This is a genomic window from Streptomyces sp. NPDC056738, assembly GCF_042790435.1.
Classification (GTDB): domain Bacteria; phylum Actinomycetota; class Actinomycetes; order Streptomycetales; family Streptomycetaceae; genus Streptomyces.
The window spans coordinates 139,115-156,945 of the sequence record NZ_JBHTZF010000007.1 but is presented as its reverse complement, the minus strand read 5'-3'; the positions used below and the strand labels follow the sequence as shown (position 1 = coordinate 156,945).

General features: G+C 72.4%; 16 protein-coding genes. 8 read left to right on the top strand and 8 right to left on the bottom strand.

What is annotated here, in order from left to right:
- The first annotated feature begins 672 nt into the window (after positions 1-672).
- A complete protein-coding gene (locus tag ACFRIC_RS20050) occupies positions 673-1,521 on the top strand; it encodes a rhomboid-like protein (protein WP_382787468.1) in 849 nt (282 codons plus the stop codon).
- A gap of 152 nt (positions 1,522-1,673) precedes the next feature.
- Here ACFRIC_RS20050 and ACFRIC_RS20045 read toward each other — a convergent pair whose 3' ends face one another.
- Positions 1,674-1,952 carry a hypothetical protein gene (locus tag ACFRIC_RS20045; protein ID WP_382787466.1) on the bottom strand — a complete coding sequence of 93 codons (279 nt, stop codon included), beginning with the start codon at positions 1,950-1,952 and terminating at the stop codon, positions 1,674-1,676.
- Positions 1,953-2,310: 358 nt separating this feature from the next.
- Here ACFRIC_RS20045 and lon point away from each other — a divergent pair, with 358 nt between their 5' ends.
- Positions 2,311-4,725 (top strand): endopeptidase La, encoded by a 2,415-nt coding sequence (lon, locus tag ACFRIC_RS20040; protein WP_382787464.1) that lies wholly within the window; start codon positions 2,311-2,313, stop codon positions 4,723-4,725.
- A 134-nt stretch (positions 4,726-4,859) separates the two neighbouring features.
- Here the strand turns inward: lon and ACFRIC_RS20035 are convergent, their stop codons facing one another.
- On the bottom strand, positions 4,860-5,678 hold the full coding sequence (locus tag ACFRIC_RS20035; protein WP_382787462.1) for a lysozyme: 819 nt from the start codon (positions 5,676-5,678) through the stop codon (positions 4,860-4,862).
- A 298-nt stretch (positions 5,679-5,976) separates the two neighbouring features.
- Here ACFRIC_RS20035 and ACFRIC_RS20030 point away from each other — a divergent pair, with 298 nt between their 5' ends.
- A complete protein-coding gene (locus tag ACFRIC_RS20030) occupies positions 5,977-6,495 on the top strand; it encodes a MarR family winged helix-turn-helix transcriptional regulator (protein WP_382787460.1) in 519 nt (172 codons plus the stop codon).
- 210 nt (positions 6,496-6,705) lie between these two features.
- Here the strand turns inward: ACFRIC_RS20030 and ACFRIC_RS20025 are convergent, their stop codons facing one another.
- Entirely contained in the window at positions 6,706-7,494 is a 789-nt protein-coding gene (locus ACFRIC_RS20025; RefSeq protein WP_382787458.1) for a protein phosphatase 2C domain-containing protein, read from the bottom strand.
- Positions 7,495-7,850: 356 nt separating this feature from the next.
- Between ACFRIC_RS20025 and ACFRIC_RS20020 the strand changes: the two genes are divergently transcribed.
- From ACFRIC_RS20020 to ACFRIC_RS20000, 5 genes are read left to right on the top strand one after another with little or no spacing between them, the layout of a single operon-like run.
- Positions 7,851-11,060 (top strand): nitrate- and nitrite sensing domain-containing protein, encoded by a 3,210-nt coding sequence (locus ACFRIC_RS20020; RefSeq protein WP_382787455.1) that lies wholly within the window; start codon positions 7,851-7,853, stop codon positions 11,058-11,060.
- Positions 11,057-11,557 carry a roadblock/LC7 domain-containing protein gene (locus ACFRIC_RS20015; protein ID WP_382787453.1) on the top strand — a complete coding sequence of 167 codons (501 nt, stop codon included), beginning with the start codon at positions 11,057-11,059 and terminating at the stop codon, positions 11,555-11,557. The genes ACFRIC_RS20020 and ACFRIC_RS20015 overlap by 4 nt, the downstream gene beginning before the upstream one ends.
- Positions 11,557-11,967 (top strand): DUF742 domain-containing protein, encoded by a 411-nt coding sequence (locus ACFRIC_RS20010; protein ID WP_362398757.1) that lies wholly within the window; start codon positions 11,557-11,559, stop codon positions 11,965-11,967. The genes ACFRIC_RS20015 and ACFRIC_RS20010 overlap by 1 nt, the downstream gene beginning before the upstream one ends.
- Positions 11,948-12,586, top strand: coding sequence for an ATP/GTP-binding protein (locus ACFRIC_RS20005; protein WP_382787451.1), 639 nt, complete (start codon positions 11,948-11,950; stop codon positions 12,584-12,586). Before ACFRIC_RS20010 ends, ACFRIC_RS20005 begins: the two co-directional genes overlap by 20 nt.
- Before the next feature lie 31 nt (positions 12,587-12,617).
- A complete protein-coding gene (locus tag ACFRIC_RS20000) occupies positions 12,618-13,871 on the top strand; it encodes a styrene monooxygenase/indole monooxygenase family protein (RefSeq protein WP_382787449.1) in 1,254 nt (417 codons plus the stop codon).
- A 106-nt stretch (positions 13,872-13,977) separates the two neighbouring features.
- Here the strand turns inward: ACFRIC_RS20000 and ACFRIC_RS19995 are convergent, their stop codons facing one another.
- The 5 genes from ACFRIC_RS19995 to ACFRIC_RS19975 all read right to left on the bottom strand — a co-directional run bounded on the left by ACFRIC_RS19995 (position 13,978) and on the right by ACFRIC_RS19975 (position 17,506).
- The gene (locus ACFRIC_RS19995; protein WP_382787447.1) at positions 13,978-14,544 is read right to left on the bottom strand and encodes a DUF6518 family protein; all 567 of its coding nucleotides are present in this window, start codon (positions 14,542-14,544) and stop codon (positions 13,978-13,980) included.
- 62 nt (positions 14,545-14,606) lie between these two features.
- Positions 14,607-15,005 carry a lactococcin 972 family bacteriocin gene (locus ACFRIC_RS19990; RefSeq protein WP_382787445.1) on the bottom strand — a complete coding sequence of 133 codons (399 nt, stop codon included), beginning with the start codon at positions 15,003-15,005 and terminating at the stop codon, positions 14,607-14,609.
- Positions 15,006-15,197: 192 nt separating this feature from the next.
- Positions 15,198-16,343, bottom strand: coding sequence for an NlpC/P60 family protein (locus ACFRIC_RS19985; RefSeq protein WP_382787443.1), 1,146 nt, complete (start codon positions 16,341-16,343; stop codon positions 15,198-15,200).
- Positions 16,344-16,452: 109 nt separating this feature from the next.
- Positions 16,453-16,800: a hypothetical protein gene (locus ACFRIC_RS19980; RefSeq protein ID WP_382787441.1), complete on the bottom strand. Its 348-nt coding sequence runs from the start codon at positions 16,798-16,800 to the stop codon at positions 16,453-16,455.
- Positions 16,781-17,506, bottom strand: a complete 726-nt coding sequence (locus tag ACFRIC_RS19975; RefSeq protein WP_382787439.1) for a TetR/AcrR family transcriptional regulator — start codon at positions 17,504-17,506, stop codon at positions 16,781-16,783. Before ACFRIC_RS19975 ends, ACFRIC_RS19980 begins: the two co-directional genes overlap by 20 nt.
- Between the last annotated feature and the right edge of the window lie 325 nt (positions 17,507-17,831).

Here is a 17,831-nt window from a genome sequence, read left to right as displayed (position 1 = left end):
CCGCCGGAGTGACGGCGGGCCGCACGAGGTTGACCGGCCCACCCCTTTCTTGAGGAGTCCCTGAGAATCGGCCGTCACGTGGCGCCGGTCATAGACAGGGACGGAGGGGGCGCGAAGGCTGGCCCGCGACGGAAGGAGCGCCGCACCGTGGACCGGACCCCCACCGAAGACCCCTGCACGGCGGCCGCCCCGGCTCCCCGGTCCGCGACGGAAGTGGCCGCTCCCGTCACCCGGTCCTCCGCGCCGGCGGGCGAGGCCGCGGCGCGTACCGATGAGGGTTCCGTGTCGGCCGGTCGGGCCCCGGCGTCCGCCGGGCAGGCTTCCGTGTCTGCGGACGGGGTCGCCGCGCGTGCCGGTGGGGTGCCTGCGTCTGCCGGTGGGGTCGCCGCGCGTACCGATGGGGTGTCCGTGTCCGCTGGTGGGGTCGCCGCCGCGCGCACCGGTGGGATGCCTGTGTCCGCCTGTGGAGTCGCCGCCCGTACCGACGGGGTGTCCGTATCCGCCGATGGGGTCGCCGCCCGTACCGGTGGGGTGTCCGGGTCCGCCAGGCGGGTTCCGGTGTCCGCCGGGCAGGCTTCCGCCTCCGCGGACGGAGTCGCGGTGCACCCCGGCGAGGCCTCCGTGTCCGCCGGGGCGGATCGCGGTGCGGCTTCATCCGGTCCTCTCCCCGCGGTGCCGCGGCAACGCGGGTCCTGTTCCGGCCTCGCCCCGCGACCCGGCTCGGATTCAGTCCCCGGCCCCGCGCGAGGCGACGGTTCCGGACCGCCTGCCGTCCTCGGCCGCCCCGGCCGACCGCGCTTCCAGGGACTCCGGAGCCTGCTGCCCACCCCGCGGAGCACTCCCTTCACCTTCGGGTACGCGGCTGTCCTCGCCCTCGTCTCCTGGCTCGCCGGGCACACGCGCCCCGCGCTCGTCCACGCCCTGCACCAGGCGTCCAGCACGGACGTCGCGCACCTCGTACGGCACCCGGTGCTCGTGCTGATCGCGAGCGCGCTGTGGATCGTCGGCGGGATCGCCTCGCCGTACGCGGCCGGCTTCCTGCTCGTGCTGACCGCGCTGGAGCGCCGCACCGGCACGGCGTGGGCGGCCGGGGTCTTCCTGGCCGGGCACGTGGTGGCCACGCTGGTCACCGAGCTGCCGGTCGGTGTCGCGGTGCTGGCGGGCGGCCTGCCCGTCGGCTCGCTGCACCGGCTCGACTACGGCATCAGCTTCGGCGTCGCCGCGAGTGTCGGCTCGCTGGCGGGACTCCTGCCACCCTGGCTGGGCCGGCCCCTGCTGATCGGCTTCGGCGCGGTCCTCACCCAGGACCTGATCGTCCTCGCCGATCCGGTGACGGACGCGGGCCACCTGATCGCGCTGGCGATCGGCGTCGCGACCTGGCCCGCGGTCCGGCGTCGGCGACGCGGGCATCGCCCCGCCGCGTACGTCACACAGCCGGAACAGCCGGAACAGCCGGAACAGCCGGAACAGCCGGAACAGCCGCAAGGGGCGGAAGGGACGGAACAGGCCGCCCGGACCTGAGACGCGGGCTCCCCGACGAGCCGAGCCTCGCGATCGGACGTCCTCCCCGTCGAGAGTCACCTCGACCGGACGCCGCCCCGACCGGCTCACGGGCCCCTTCCCCGCCCCGGCGGACGAGAAGCGGCCCGTTGAGCCATCGGAGGGAGGACCGGCTAGCGGATGGGCGCCCCGTTGCGGGCGTCGGACGCGGACTGCCATGCCTGCATGCCCGCCAGGGAGGCCTCCTTGGCCTGCCGCCACTTGATGGCCGCCACCTGCGACGGAGGCACATCCATGGCGCGGATCATGCGCCGGCCCGCGCTGAACACGGCGGCGGCCGCGATGACCATGCCGGTGCACGCCACCAGGGCACCGGCCGCGGTCAGCACGGCACCGGTCGTGACGAGCCGGGTGTCGATCTCGAGCTTGCTCTGGGCGAGGTGATGGTTCATGACTCCACGATCCGAGCCGGACGGCCACCCCGCATCCCGGAGGGCGGCCCCGACGCCGCATCGGCCCGCGACGCTCGGCCCGCGACGCTCGGTCCGTGAGGCCGCGCGGTCCGTGAGGCCGCGCGGTCCGCGACGCCGCGCGGTCCGCGACGCCGCTCGGTCGCGACGCCGCTCGGTCGCGACGCCGCTCGGTCGCGACGCCGCTCGGTCGCGACGCCGCTCGGTCGCGACGCCCTCCACCAGGCCGCCCGGCCCGCGACTCCCGCCGATCGCTCACAGCGAACGCTCCCCAGGGAACATTGCGAGCCTCCCGTGCATTGAGTCGACATAACTCAACTTGACTGCCGAAGGGGAGATCATGGCTTCGACGTCCGCATCACTCACCCTGCCCGTGCTGCCGCTCGACGACGAGGTCGTGCTGCCCGGAATGGTGGTGCCGCTGGATCTGAACGACACCGATGTGCGTGCCGCGGTGGAGGCCGCTCAGGCCGCCGCCCGTTCAACGCCCGGAAAGCCTCAGGTACTCCTGGTGCCACGCATCGACGGGACCTACGCGAGCACCGGTGTGCTCGGCACGGTCGAGCAGGTCGGCCGGCTGGCCGACGGCGACCCGGGCGCGCTGATCCGGGGGCGTGGGCGCGTGAGGGTGGGCGCTGGGACCACCGGTCCCGGTGCCGCCCTGTGGGTCGAGGGCACCCGGGTCGAGGAGACCGTGCCCGACCCGCTGCCCGGCCGGGTCGCCGACCTGGTGAAGGAATACAAGGCCCTGGCGACGAGCTGGCTGCGCAAGCGCGCCGCCTGGCAGGTCGTGGACAGGGTGCAGCAGATCGACGACGTCTCCGCCCTTGCCGACAATTCCGGCTACTCACCGTTCCTCACCGTGGAGCAGAAGGTCGAGCTGCTGGAGACCGCCGACCCGGTGGCCCGCCTCAAGCTCGCCACCGAACAGCTCCGCGAGCACCTCGCCGAGCAGGATGTCGCCGAGTCCATCGCCAAGGACGTCCAGGAGGGCGTCGACAAGCAGCAGCGCGAGTTCCTGCTGCGCCGCCAGCTCGAAGCCGTACGCAAGGAGCTGCGCGACCTCAAGGGAGAGGACGGCGAGGACGAGTCCGACGACTACCGCGCCCGCGTGGAGGCGGCCGACCTTCCCGAGAGCGTCCGCGAGGCCGCCCTCAAGGAGGTCGAGAAGCTGGAGCGCTCCAGTGACCAGTCGCCGGAGGGAAGCTGGATCCGGACCTGGCTGGACACCGTCCTGGAGCTGCCCTGGAACGAGCGGACCGAGGACGCGTACGACATCAGGGGCGCCCAGGCCGTGCTCGACGCCGAGCACGCCGGTCTGGAGGACGTGAAGGAGCGCATCACCGAGTACCTGGCGGTGCGCAAGCGGCGTTCCGAGCGCGGTCTCGGGGTCGTCGGCGGCCGGCGCGGCGGCGCCGTGCTCGCGCTCGTCGGCCCGCCCGGTGTCGGCAAGACCTCGCTCGGCGAGTCCGTCGCGCACGCCATGGGCCGCAAGTTCGTCCGTGTCGCCCTCGGCGGCGTCCGGGACGAGGCCGAGATTCGCGGCCACCGCCGTACGTACGTCGGCGCGCTGCCCGGCCGGATCGTCCGGGCCATCAAGGAGGCCGGGTCGATGAACCCGGTGGTCCTGCTCGACGAGATCGACAAGGTCGGCTCCGACTTCCGGGGCGACCCGGCGGCGGCGCTGCTCGAAGTCCTCGACCCGGCGCAGAACCACACCTTCCGCGACCACTACCTGGAGGTCGAACTCGACCTCTCCGACGTGGTGTTCCTCGCCACGGCCAACGTCCTGGAGGCCATCCCGGAGGCCCTGCTCGACCGTATGGAGCTGGTCCGCCTCGACGGCTACACCGAGGACGAGAAGGTCGTCATCGCCCGGGACCACCTGCTGCCGCGCCAACTGGAGCGGGCGGGCCTGGAGAAGGAAGAGGTCGTCCTCGACGAGAGCGCGCTGCGCAAGCTCGCGGGGGAGTACACCCGGGAAGCGGGCGTACGGAACCTGGAGCGGGGCATCGCCCGGCTGCTGCGCAAGGTCGCGGCCCAGCACGAACTGGGCCGCCGGGAGCTGCCGTTCACGGTCACCGACGGCGATCTGCGCGAGCTCATCGGGCGCCCGCACCACGTGCCCGAGTCGGCGCAGGACCCGGCCGAGCGCCGTACGGCGGTGCCCGGTGTCGCCACCGGCCTGGCGGTCACGGGAGCGGGCGGAGACGTCCTCTACGTGGAGGCGTCGCTGGCCGACCCGGAGACGGGCGCGGCCGGTCTGACCCTCACGGGTCAGCTCGGCGACGTGATGAAGGAGTCGGCGCAGATCGCGCTCTCCTTCCTGCGCTCGCACGGCGCGGAGCTCGAACTCCCCGTCGGCGACCTGAAGGACCGCGGCGCGCACATCCACTTCCCGGCGGGCGCGGTCCCGAAGGACGGTCCGAGCGCGGGTGTCACGATGACGACCGCCCTGGCGTCGCTGCTGTCGGGCCGGCTGGTCCGCACGGACGTGGCCATGACCGGTGAGGTCTCGCTGACCGGGCGGGTCCTGCCGATCGGCGGGGTGAAGCAGAAGCTGCTCGCCGCGCACCGGGCGGGTGTCACGACCGTGATCATCCCCAAGCGCAACGAGGCCGATCTGGACGACGTCCCGGCCGAGGTCCTGGAGAAGCTCGACGTCCACACCGTCACGGACGTCCGCCAGGTCCTGGAGCTGGCACTGGCGCCGGCGACGAACGGTGCCGTGCCGGAGGTTCCGGTGGCGGCGTGACGGACGCGGCCGGAAGGGAAGGCCCGGGTCCCGTGAGGGAGGCCCGGGCCTTCGCCGTGCCGCGTGCCGTCACCTTCGCCGTACGACCGGCGGCCGGCTCCACGCCGGCCGCCGTGCCGTACGGCAGGTGCGTCTCAGCCGTTGGCGAGCGCCTGGACGCGGTCCAGGGCACCGTTGAACTTGTCGTGGTCCCCGACCGTCGGTCCGGACGACGTGTACTGCCACATCGTGTAGTAGTCCCAGCCCGCCGGGAGGGTCCCCGGATCGGAGGCGTACCGCGCGATCCACAGCGGGTTGGCGGAGGCGAAGCCGCCGTAGTTGCCCGTGCACTGCGTCCACCAGCTCGCGGCCGTGTAGATCACCGCGTCACGGCCGGTCCTGGCCCGGTACTGGCTGAGGAAGCTGCTGATCCAGCTCACCATCGCGCTCTGGGTCTTGCCGTAACAGGCTGCCCCGTACGGGTTCCACTCGATGTCGAGCGTGCCCGGCAGCGTCCTGCCGTCGCCCGACCAGCCGCCGCCGTGGTCGACGAAGTAGTTGGCCTGGGTGGCGCCCGTCGTGGTGTCCGGGGTCGCGAAGTGGTAGGACCCGCGGATCATGCCGATGTTGTAGGCGCCGTTGTACTGCTGGGCGAAGTACGGGTTCGTGTAGTACGTCCCCTCGCTCGCCTTGGTGTAGGCCCACCTGACCCCGCTGTTCCACAGCGTCGACCAGGCGACGTTGCCCTGGTACCCGGCGACGTCGACCCCTTCCGTCTGGGTGGCGTCGCCGGTGGTCGGCGTGCCGCCCTGACCGTCGTGGGCGACGACTCCCATGCCCATCCGGGCGGTGCCCCGGGCGGGGATGTCGGCGGCGGAGGAGGGGAGGGTGGAGAGGAGGGAGAAGGCGGCGAGCAGGGTTCCGGCCGCGAGCAGGCGCAGGCGGCGGGCCGTTCCGGATCTGTGCACGGACATGTGCGTGCCTCCGAAGGGCGAGGGAGCTCCGGAGCCCTGGGGGAGCCCTGACGGAGCTCGGTGGGGGGAAAGCGCGGGCATGCGTGCCCCGGGGGGATCAGGTCGTCCTTGACCTGGGAGTGGCGTGCGCATGCCAGTAAATGTGTCTGATAAAGAAGCTACGCACGTAGACGACGGCGTGGGAAGAGGGGCCGGAGGCTGCCGTTGGTCTACGCCTGCGAAATACTGGCGGAGCTGCGGCAACGGTGAGTTCTGGCAGAAACTTTCAGGATCGGGAAACCGGGTCAGGGGTGCTGACGTGCACGAGGGCGGGAACGACGGCGGACGTCCGGTCGAATCCGGCGTGTCGGGAAATGGTATGGACCGGCCCGCGGCGCACGGGGTCGGGGACCGCGAGTTCCTTTCCCTGGAGCGGGAGTTGACCGTGTTCCTGCGCCGCGCCCGTGCCAACCAGGGGGAGATGGCCCGCGAGGTGCATCCGGACCTGGAGTCCGCCGCGTACGGACTCCTCGTCCGTCTGGAGGAGTGCGGCCGCCAGCGCGCCACGGAACTCGCCGCCTACATCGGCGTCGGCAAGGCCACGATGTCCCGGCAGCTCCGCGCCCTGGAGGAGCTGGGTCTGGTCGCGCGCGAACCCGACCCCGCCGACGGCCGCGCCTGGCTCGTCCACCTCACCGACGAGGGCCGCGGCCGTGTCTCCAGCGTCCGCGAGGCCCGCCGGGCCCGCTACGTCCGCCAGCTCGCCCACTGGGACCAGAACGAGGTGGCGGAACTCGCCCGACTGCTGAACCAACTCAACCGCGGAATGGAGAAGTAGCCCTGCCGGGCGCCCACGGCTCCCCCAGCTCGACGCACGACCCCTCCCGCCCCCGACCACCCACAGCCTTCGGCCCTGCAGAACCTCCCTCGGCCACCCAGAACCTGGCACGGCCCCGCAGAACCTCGAACGGCCACTCACCACTGCCGGCCACGCGGCCCCGGCCGGCAACAACCCTTCAGGGCCCGGGGCCCTCCCGTCCGTCTCCGATCAGAGCTCCACGAACACCACCGTCGCGTCGTCGTGTGTCTTGCCGCGCCGTGATCCCGGTCGAGCCGCCGCGTCCGCGCGCTCCAGGCCGCGTACGCGTTCGACGAGCGAGGCGGAGCCCTCCTCGCGCACCAGCGCGAACAGCTCGGACCAGTCACCCGCGTGGAACCGCTCCACCCATCGGCTCGCGCCGTCCGAGAGAGCCGTCAGGGCGCGGACCGAGGACCGGGGGAGCGTGCCCGTCACCGCGCGCGAGGCCACCGAGGGATCCGCCGCCGCAGTGAAGAAGCCGCCCTCCTTGTTGCGGACGGTGGAGTCGGCGACGGCGTCCGAGACGAGGGATGTGCGCGGGAGCCGGGAGAGGCGGTCGTCCAGCAGGACGGCGACCTCCCCGGCGGGGGATTCCACCAGCAGCGCCGAGTCCGAGAGGACCAGGTACTCCACCTGCGACGCGGACCACCGCGCGAGGACCACGGTTGCCTGGGGCGTACGCGGGTGAGAAAGGTCACAGGTGTCGGCGTGCGCCTCGGCGACGCGGCGAATCGCCCGGGACAGGACCTCCGGCAGGGGCAAATCCCCCTGCGAAACGGACAGTTCGGTCAGCGCTCCGCCGAGCCGTGCGGAGAACCAGGGGACCGAATGCAGACAGCCGTCGTCACCCCGGGGAGGTGTCACCCCGTCGAGCACGACCAGTGAACCGCCTTGTCCTGAAGCGGGAAGCCCGACCGATGCGAAGTCCTCATTGGGGCGGTCCGGGTCTCCGGGCTCCGACACGAGTTCAGTGCGCATTCCGCCAGTCTGCACGAGCCCTTCACAAGGGCTCCGGAAGACGCCGGGCGACGCCCGACGTGCGGTTCAGCGGCACGGGCGCCGGGTTTGGCCTGGAATGATCGACTCCGGCAAGGCGTGGCGGCGAATACTGCCAAAGCCCGTCCCCGACGTCCAACCGGCCCGCCGCGCGGGCCGGTCGCGGGCGCCGGGGAGACTTGCCCGCCAACTCCCCTCCGATGTTCACTCCTTCGGGTGGCGGGTCAGATGATGCGGGACCACTGCCCACCGGCACTGGGAGGGTCGGGAGCCGTACCGGGCGTACGCCGCGATTGACGGGACGTCACCCGGGCCCCAAATGGGTACACGAGTCAGGAATGCGAGCACCGGTGCAGAAGACGCGGCCGAGGCGCACAGGCAAGAAGACGGCCTCCAACTCCACAGAGGGTGGCGCCGTGGGCGACGCCACCGACTCCACGGGCCGGGGCAGGACCGCCCACGTACGCAACCGGCTGATCGTGGCCGTGGCGGTCGTCGCGGCCGCCATCGCCGGAGCCGGCGCGCCCATGGTGCTGTCCGCCTCACAGCAACTGAACGACTCCCAGAACCTGGTGACGCTCGCCGAGCGCACCCAGCAGGCGCTGACCCTCGCGCACGCGCTGGCCGACGAGCGCGACGAGGTCACCTCGTACGTCGCCGCCGGCAGGCCCCAGGCCAAGGCCCCCTCCGAGAAGCGCAGCGCCCTGGTCGACCGGCAGGTCGACGAACTGCGCGCGGACGCGGACGCCCCCGCCGCCCTGCTCCAGGACCTCGACGGCATCGCGACGCTCAGGCGAGCGGCGCTCACCGGCAAGAGCACCGCTCTCGAAGCGCACCAGTCGTACTCCGACGCCATCGCCGAACTCCACGCCCTCGCCGAGGACCTGGCCGACCGGATGCCGCCGCGCGCGGGCTCCGGCGCGCACTCCCTCGCCGAGCTGGACACCGCCGTCCAGCAGTCCGCCGCCGCCCGCGGACTGCTCCTCGCGGCCCTCGGCATCCCCCACACCACCCAGAGCGTCTACAACCCGATCACGGGTCTGACGAGCACCACGAACGTCTCCTCGGCCGCCGCCACCAAGCAGCGCGACGCGCTGAGCGCCGCCGCCCAGCAGGCGCGCCTGCGCTCCGACGCGGCCGTCGCGGACTTCCGCGAGACCGCGCCCAAGCAGGCCGTGACGTCGTACGACTCCACGGTCACCGGCCCCGACGTCGGCTCCGCGGAGAAGTACCTGGCGAACCTCACCGGTCAGCCCAAGCTCTCCGACTCCGCGCTCGGCACCGACACCAAGAAGCTGGACGCGGCCCTGTCCGCGCGGGTCGACCTGATGCGCGGCGCGGAGGCCTCCCTCAACGACCACCGCACCAAGGACCTCGCGAAGCTGCGGGACGACGACGTCACCGCCCTGGAGCTGCGCGTCACCCTCCTCGGCGTCCTGATGCTCGTCGCGGCCGGCATGACGATGGCCATGGCCCGCAGCCTCACCCGGCCGCTCGCCGTCCTGCGGCTCGGCTCGGCCCGCCTCGCCGCCGATCCGGCCGCCGCGGAACCGGTCAAGTTCACCGGCCGCAACGACGAGTTCGCCCAGGTCGTCCGCTCCGTCAACGCGCTGCACCAGCACGTGGCCACGCTGCACGAGCGGAACTCCACCCTCGAAGGCGACCGCAAGCACCTCATCGGCCAGCGCCAGCAGATGGCCGACGAGCGCGACCGGCTGCGCGGCGAACTCGCCGAGGCGGCGGCCCACCTGGAGCAGGTGCGCGGCACCATCCACAGCACCTTCGTGAACCTCGCGCTGCGCACGCTGGGTCTCGTCGAGCGCCAGCTCGGCGTCATCGAGGGCCTCGAGGAGCGCGAGCAGGACCCGGACCGCCTCTCCACCCTCTTCAAGCTGGACCACTTCGCCACCGTCATGCGGCGGCACAGCGAGAACCTCCTCGTCCTCGCCGGCGCCGAGCACGTCCAGCACCACGCGGGCCCGGTCCCGCTCGTCGACATCGCGCGGGCCTCGGTCAGCGAGATCGAGCGGTACGAGCGGGTACGGATCGCCGCGCTGCCCCCGCACGCGCACATCGCCGGGTACGCCGCCGACGACATCAGCCACCTGGTGGCCGAACTCCTGGAGAACGCCACCTCGTTCTCGCCGCCCGACGTACCCGTCGAGGTCTCCGGCTGGCTGCTGGAGAGCGGTGACGTGATGCTCTCCGTGCAGGACGAGGGCATCGGCATGACCGACGACCGGATGAGGCACCTCAACGCCCGCCTCTCCGAGTTCGACCCCGAGGACACGTACGACCAGGAGAGCGGCGAGGGACTCGGGCTCGGCCTGTACGTCGTGGCCCGGCTCGCCCACCGGCACGGTGTACGCGTGAAGCTGCGCGAGCAGAAGCAGGGCGGGGTGGCCGCCGTGGTCGTCCTCCCGAAGACGCTGCTCGCCGCCGCCCCGGCGTCCACCGTCCCCGCCTCCGTCCGGCTGGCCGGCGGCGCCCCCGCGGTGGCCCTGCCCGGAGCGGACGCCGAGGCCAACTCCAACGTGCTGCGCGGCCGTTCGATCCGGCGCGCCCCGTTGACGGCCCCGGCCGACGCCGAGGACCCGCTGATCGCGGCGGCCGAGGCGGCCGTTCAGGACTCGGCCGCCGACCCGGAGGCGGCGCCCGGACCGACGCCGGCCCCCGAGTCCGGACCGGCCGCGCGGACGGCGGTCATCCCGGGCCCCCGCGAGCCCGAGCCGGAGCTCACCTCCGAGACGACGATGGAGCTGCTGCTCCCGGAGCTGGCCCCGGAGGCCCCGGCCACGGCCGGAGCACCGGCGGGCACGACCGACGCCCCCGCCCCGGCCGCCTTCGCGGCGCCCGAGGCACCCGGCGCCGCCGCCGAGCCGTCTCCGGCCTTCGCCACCGACGCGACCGCCGCCCGCACGGACGCCTGGGCCCCCGAGGCCCCCACGGACACCGCCGGTACCACCGACACGACCGGCACCACGGGCGCCACCGATACGACCGGCACCACGGGCACGACCGACACGACCGGCACCACGGGCACGACCACCGGCACCACCCACGCCGTAGGCACGACGGTCTCCGCCCCCCACACCGCCGGAAGGCCCGCCGATCCGGATCCGGCGGCGACCGACCCGTACGCCATCGGCCCGGACGACCACGAGCGTGTCCCCGACGACGCCGAGCGCGCCGCCGCCGACGCCGAGCGTGCCGCCGACGAACACCCCAGGCTCACCGACAAGGGCCTGCCCAAACGCACACCGAAGATCACCGCCCCCGCCGCCGCCCCGCGGCCCCGCGCGGGCGGCGTGGACGCCGAGGCCCTGCGCCGCAGGCTCGGCGGGTTCCACCGGGGTGCGATCGAAGGCCGCCGCGACGTGGAGGCCGAGATCGCCGACCGGACGGCGGAGACCCCCACGCCCGAAGGACAGACCCCGCCGGCCCCCGCACCCGCACACGCGCCCGCCGGACCCGCGCCCAGCGGGCACCGGCCCGGCGCACAGGACGTGAAAGCACCTGGGGGCACAGCCGAGGAGGCAAGCAGTTGACCGCGACCAGTACCTTCGGCCTGAGCAGCGAAGCACGTAACCTGCACTGGCTTCTGACCAATCTCGTCGAGGAGGTGCCCGGCCTCCAGTCGGTCGCGGTCGTCTCCTCCGACGGCCTGCTGCTGCTCTCCTCCGACCCCGGCCGCAACGCCGAGGCGAGGACCGCCGACAGCGTCAGGCCGACCGGACCCAAGGGCTCCGCGGCCGACCTCGCCACCATCGTCTCCGGCATCGGCAGCCTCACCCTCGGCGCCGCCAAGCTGATGGACGGCGGCGGCGTCAAGCAGACCATGGTCGCGATGGACGAGGGCAGCCTCTTCGTCATGGCGATCAGCGACGGCTCGCTGCTCGGCGTGCACGGCTCCGCGGACTGCGACATGAGCGTGGTGGCGTACCACATGGCGCTCTTCGTCGGCCGGGCCGGACACGTCCTCACCCCCGAGCTGCGCATCGAGCTCCGAAAATCCCTCGAGGCCGACGCTCCCGGGAGTGCCTGATGACCGCGTCGAACGTCGTCAAGAAGCTCCCCGTCCGCGGCGGCGACCGCAAGCCCGCCCGCGTACGGCCCTACTCGCTCACCGGTGGACGGACGCGCTTCGGCCACGTCCTGCTGGTGGAGACGTTCGTGGCCGCGCTGGACGCCCCCGAGGTGCGCAAGGAGCTGACCAACGGCTCGCTCACCACCCGGGTGATGCCCGAGATGCGGGCCATCGTCGAACTCTGCCGCCGCATGCGCACGGTGGCCGAGATCGCCGCTCTTCTCAGGATGCCGCTCGGAGTGGTCCGCGTGCTCTTGAGCGACCTGGCGGACCAGGGAAAGATCCGCGTGTACGGAACAGGCCACGGTCCGGGACAGCCGGATCGTGCCCTGCTGGAAAGGGTGCTGAGTGGACTCCGTCGTCTCTGACGCCGAACCTGGCGTCGCTCCCCTCCTCGACGACGAGGAGAATCTGCAGGCCTGGCAGACGGACCGCACGCGCGCGCCGATCGCCACGAAGATCGTGGTGGCCGGCGGCTTCGGCGTCGGCAAGACCACGCTCGTGACGTCCGTCTCGGAGATCACGCCCCTCCAGACGGAGGCGCTGATGACCCAGGCCAGCGAGGAAACCGACGACCTCACGGGTACGCCGGACAAGCTGACCACCACCGTGGCCATGGACTTCGGGCGCATCACGCTCGACGACGACCTGGTGCTCTACCTCTTCGGTACGCCGGGCCAGCAGCGGTTCTGGTTCATGTGGGACGACCTCGTGCGCGGCGCGATCGGCGCGGTGGTCCTCGCCGACACCCGCCGCCTCTCGGACTGCTTCCCGGCGCTCGACTACTTCGAGAGCTGCGGACTGCCGTACGTCGTCGCCGTCAACCACTTCGACGGAACCGACGAGTTCGAGCCGGAGGATGTGCGCGAGGCCCTCACGGTTCCTCCGCACATACCTGTCATGATCATGGATGCGCGCCGCAAGATCTCGGTCGTCGAGACCCTGCTCGCGCTCGTCGGTCACGCACTCGAAGTCAGCCCCGAATAGGGACGCCCGACTCCTAGGAGAAGCACCCCGCATGCGGAAGATACTCGTCGTGGGGGCCGGCCAGTCCGGCCTCCAGCTCGCCCTCGGACTCCAGTCGCAGGGGTACGAGGTCACCCTGATGTCGAACCGGACGGCGGACGAGATCCGTTCCGGCCGGGTCATGTCGACGCAGTGCATGTTCGACACGGCGCTCCAGCACGAGCGCGATCTTCAGCTCAACTTCTGGGAGTCCCAGGCGCCGAAGATCGAAGGACTCGGGGTCTCCGTCGCGGTCCCCGGCTCGTTCGACCCGGGCCCCTCGCAGCGGGCCATCGACTGGGTCGGCAAGCTCGACGGCTACGCGCAGTCGGTCGACCAGCGGGTCAAGATGGCCGGCTGGATGGAGACGTTCGCGCAGCGCGGCGGCCAGTTGGTCATCCACGGCGCCGCGGTCTCCGACCTCGACTACTTCTCCCGCGCCTACGACCTGGTGCTGGTCTCGGCGGGCAAGGGCGAACTCGTCTCGATGTTCGGCCGTGACGCCGACCGTTCCCCGTACACCGAGCCGCAGCGCGCCCTCGCGGTGTCGTACGTGCACGGCCTGGGCCCGCGCCCGGAGCACCCGGACTACGACGCGGTCCGCTGCAACCTGGTCCCCGGCGTCGGCGAGCTCTTCATCATGCCGACCCTCACCACGTCGGGACGCGCCGACATCCTGTTCTGGGAGGGCATCCCCGGCGGTCCGCTGGACGTCTTCAACGGCGTCAAGGACCCGGCCGAGCACCTCTCGCTGACCCTGGAACTCATGGAGCGGTTCACGCCCTGGGAGTACGCGCGCGCCACCAACGTCGAACTGACCGACGCGGGCGCCACGTTGTCCGGGCGCTACGCCCCCACGGTCCGCAACCCGATCGGCCGTCTCCCCGGCGGCGGACTGGTCCTCGGTGTCGCCGACGTCGTCGTGGCCAACGACCCGATCACCGGTCAGGGCTCCAACTCGGCCTCCAAGTGCGCCGCCGCCTACCTCGCCTCGATCGTCGAGCAGGGCGACAAGCCCTTCGACGAGGAGTGGATGCAGGCGACGTTCGACCGCTACTGGGACACCGCGCAGCACGTCACCAAGTGGACCAACGCCATGCTGGGCGTCCCGCCGGAGCACGTGCTGAACCTGATCGGCGCGGCGGGCCAACTCCAGCCCGTGGCCGACCGCTTCGCGAACGGCTTCAACGACCCGGCCGACTTCGAGAACTTCTTCTTCGACCCCGAGAAGACGAACGCCTACCTGGCCTCGGTCACCGGGGCCTGACCTCGGCCGGACCGATGTGAGCGGCCTCGGCGACGATCGACGGGAGGGGCCCCGGCCGACGGCCGGGGCCCCTCCCGTCTCCGTACGCGGGCCGGAGACGGAGCCCTCAGCTCCTGCTGCCATGCCGGCGGTTGATCACTACCGCGTGTGCGGCCAGCGCGAGGCAGACGGCGACGGCCGCGAAGCGGGTGATCGTCCACGCCGTCTCGCCGACCGGCCCCTGCAGAGAGACCTCGGCACGCAGCCGCGCCGTCGTCTCGACGACGGCCAGCGCCGGGATCACCAGCCGGAAGGGCAGGCCGGGAAGTCCCGGGCTGCGCGCCAGGTTGCCCATGAGTCCCAGGACGGGCCCGACCACCAGGGCGACCGCACCCCAGGCGAGCGTCGCCGACAGGGCCCCGGACCACGTGGTGTCCGAATGGACCACGTAGTAGGCGGCGACGGCCGCCGCAAGGGACACGGCGGCCACGACGGCGGACGCGGCCCGCGACGCGACGGCGAGGCCGGCGAGGAAGGCCAGGGCCGACCAGGGCCAGGCCTCGTTCAGGACGAGGTAGATGCCCCGGCCAGCCGTGGAGGCGTCCGTCTCCAGAGCGCGGGTGAGGACTCCGAGAGCCGCACCGGCCAGGAGCGCGGCGGCGGGTGCCAGCACGAAGGAGCGTGAAGAGATCACGGCGTTCCACGAAGTCCTTTTCGGTAACCAGGCGGCTGACTGATGCGGTGCGGCCGCAGAATCTATTCGTCGAGGCTCCAGTACGCGCTGCAGGTGTAGGCGGCGCCGGCCGTCCTGCTGGCCTTGGCCGTCTGCCCGGCGAAGGCGTAGGCCTTGTTGTCGCCGTTGGCTATGCGCGCCGTCGCGTGGTGCATCTTCGAGCCGTGGAAGTACGAGGAGAAGCAGCGCTTCCCGCCGCTCGTCAGCTCCCAGCCGTAGGTCCAGGAGCCACCACCGACGTCCTTGGTGTGCGTCTCGCCGCCCGCAGCGCGGGAAGACGCGTTGAGGTCGATGACGGCCATGCCCGATGTCGCGGGCTTCAGTTCGGCTGCGCCGGCTGACGCGGCCGGGGCGACGACGGCTCCCGCGGTCAGGAGTGCGACGGCCGTGGCGAGCCATGCGGATGTACGAAGAGACTTCACATTCAACCCCGTTTTGCGTTCGTGGCATTCGGATCGCTGAAGCGTCCGTCGATCCCAACCTGCCTTGGTCAGAGGGCAGTTGAGATCGCAACGTCAGTACGCTACCTCCGCCGCCGTGCCGTCTCAAGATCACGGCATCGTCGGGGACATCACGCCGAAGACGGGGAACCGGAGCGGGCTTTTCGGCCTCGGCTAGCTCCCTTCCGGCGTCGGTGCGCCGGAGGCGAAGCCCTCGTCGGATCCGTCCGTGGCACCCTCGGGGAGCTCCGGCGGCGTGAACCGCCGCAGGGGCTCCCCGTCCGGGTCCGGGCGTACGGCGCCCAGCAGGGGGTTGGCCGCGATGGGCGACACCTTGATCCTCGCCCCGGGCCGCGGGGCCTGCACCACCATCCCGTCGCCCAGGTACAGGGCGACGTGCGTGGCCTCGGGGAAGTAGACCACCAGATCGCCCGGACGCAGCTTGTCCAGCGGGATGTGCGGAAGCTCGGCCCACTGCTCCTGGCTGGTGCGGGGGATGGGCCGGCCGGCCCGCTCCCAGGCCTGTGACGTCAGCCCCGAGCAGTCATAGGCTTTCGGTCCCTCCGCACCCCATTCGTACGGCTTGCCGATCTGCTCGACGGCGTACCGCAGTGCCTCCTCGCCCTCCGGCGTGGGCGGACGGACACTGCTGAGGGAGCCGGACGCCATGATCTTCTTCTGGGCCGCGTCGGTCCCCGACTTCTCCACCCGGCCCATCTCGGCGATCTGTTCCGCGGTCAGCGAGGCGAGCAGCCGTTCCACGTCGTCGAGCCGCTCGCGCACCTCGTCCCGCTCCTTCTTCTGCCGCGCGGCGAGGGAGAGCTGCCCGTCCAGTGCCTTGCGGGCCGCCCGCGCGAGCCCGTCGGTCCGCCGCTCGCCGCCGGCGACCCGCCGCACGGTCTGGGCGCGCTCCAGCGACAACTGCCCGATCAGGTGCCCCTGGTCGAGTGCGTGCTGCGGATCCCGGGCCAGCAGCAGTCGTACGTACGGGGAGATCTCGTCGCCGCTCTGGTACTGCTGCCGGGCCAGCCGTCCGGCGGCGGTCCGGCTGTCCTCCAGCGACAGCCGGGCCCGGGCGAGGCGGGCGTCGAGCCTCGCGACCTCGGCGCGCTGCTTCTTCAGTTTCTCGGCGGTGCCGTTGTACGTCTCGGTGGCACGTTCGGCGTCCCGGTAGAGGTTCTGAAGATCCGTCAGCAGCGAGGTCACGGACCGCTGGGCACCGGAGTCGGGCTCGGGCGCGGCACCTGCGGGCGTGGAGGGGAGCAGTGCCCCGACCGCCACGGCCCCCGTGCAGACCAGACGCAGAAGCCTTCCTGACACGCCATCACCTCCGGTGCCGGGGTGGTCCGTCCACCACCCGTCTCGCACCGGCAGGATCGGACCACCGCACCCCGGGCGCCCGCCGGGAGGGCGCTTCGGCCCAAGAACCTCACTCGTCGGCGTTGCCGCCCGGCGTGGCGCCGCCACCGCCGCCCTTGCCGGTGCCCGGGGACCAGGGCAGCTTGAACCGGCGTCCCGGGACGTCGCCCTCGGGGTCGTACTCGTACTTCCACCCCTGATGCAGCCCGAGCCGCTTGCTCGCAGCCGCCTGGACGCGCCGGTAGACGACCACGGTGGACGGACCGCCGTCGGCGCCGGGGACCGGGACGCGGTACGTCTTCGGCGGGTGACCGGTGATCCCGAGCAGGACCGGCAGGACGCGCCCGTCCAGCGGGCCGCCGACAAAGGGGGTGTCTTCGCTCTTCACCGGACCAGTGTCACAGCAGGTGGGCCGCATTCTCGACAACGGGCAGCACCCGGCGGACGAGCGCCCCCGCGATGCCGTCGGGGCGCTCCATCACGAGCGCGGCCCGGACCACCGCCGCGGTCTGCGGATCGCTCCCCGCGCTCGCCGCGAGCGCCGCCGTGAACTGCTCGACGAGCCAGTCTCGCAACTCGTCCAGCGGCGGTTCCTTGTCCTCATCGAGCCAGATCAGCGAGGCGGCCTCCACGGCCGTGATCCACATCCGTACGGTCATCCGCAGCCGGGGCCCGGGATCCTTCACCGCCAGATGATCGAGGATGTGCTCCGCCGCCGCCCGGCGGACCCCGTCGACTATGGCCGTTGTCCGCGAGGTCTCGATGACGCTGCCGCCCTGCAGCAGGGCGCTGAACCCCGCGTCGTGCTGATCCACGAACGCGAGGTACCGGTCGAGGGCCCTGGAGAGCCGCTCGGTCAGCGGCCCCTCGGCGGGCTCCGCGAAGCACTGCTCCAGCTCCTCCGCGGCGGACCGCAGGGCAGCCTCGTACAACTGCTGCTTGCCGCCCGGGAAGTACCGGTACACCAGCGGCCGCGACACCCCCGCGGCCTCCGCCACATCGTCCAGCGACACGTCCTCGGGCACGCGCTGGGCGAAGAGGGACAGCGCGGCCTCGAGCAACTGACTGCGCCGTTCCTCGACACTGAGCCGACGGTAAGCGGGGGTGGAAGCCTGCGAGGTCATGTCGGGCAGCGTAACCGCACACCGGCACAGCCCCCCGTGCAGCGGAAACCGAACCCCAGGCCGTTGTGACGGCCGCGCCCCGCCCCCACGCGCCCGCGGCCGCCGTACGACGCGAGGGGACGTGCCGGTACATCAAATGCCCGCAGGCCGGACGGATCAGAATCAACTCTCACCGTTCAACCCCGCTGGGATCCGTTCGGATGCGGGCGGATGTACCGGCGCGGCCCCGCCCCCACGACGGCCCCGGCGCCCCTCCCCGGACCGGGCCCCGCGACGAAGCCCCAGCCGAGCACGGCCCCGCCGCGAAGCCCCAGCACGGCCGGCC

Bases quoted from the DNA above. Each gene is read 5' to 3' on its own strand.
- ACFRIC_RS20045 (WP_382787466.1), bottom strand. From the start codon at position 1,952: ATGAACCATCACCTCGCCCAGAGCAAGCTCGAGATCGACACCCGGCTC.
- lon (WP_382787464.1), top strand. From the start codon at position 2,311: ATGGCTTCGACGTCCGCATCACTCACCCTGCCCGTGCTGCCGCTCGAC.
- ACFRIC_RS20035 (WP_382787462.1), bottom strand. From the start codon at position 5,678: ATGTCCGTGCACAGATCCGGAACGGCCCGCCGCCTGCGCCTGCTCGCG.
- ACFRIC_RS20025 (WP_382787458.1), bottom strand. From the start codon at position 7,494: ATGCGCACTGAACTCGTGTCGGAGCCCGGAGACCCGGACCGCCCCAAT.
- ACFRIC_RS20020 (WP_382787455.1), top strand. From the start codon at position 7,851: ATGCGAGCACCGGTGCAGAAGACGCGGCCGAGGCGCACAGGCAAGAAG.
- ACFRIC_RS20010 (WP_362398757.1), top strand. From the start codon at position 11,557: ATGACCGCGTCGAACGTCGTCAAGAAGCTCCCCGTCCGCGGCGGCGAC.
- ACFRIC_RS20000 (WP_382787449.1), top strand. From the start codon at position 12,618: ATGCGGAAGATACTCGTCGTGGGGGCCGGCCAGTCCGGCCTCCAGCTC.
- ACFRIC_RS19980 (WP_382787441.1), bottom strand. From the start codon at position 16,800: ATGCGGCCCACCTGCTGTGACACTGGTCCGGTGAAGAGCGAAGACACC.
- ACFRIC_RS19975 (WP_382787439.1), bottom strand. From the start codon at position 17,506: ATGACCTCGCAGGCTTCCACCCCCGCTTACCGTCGGCTCAGTGTCGAG.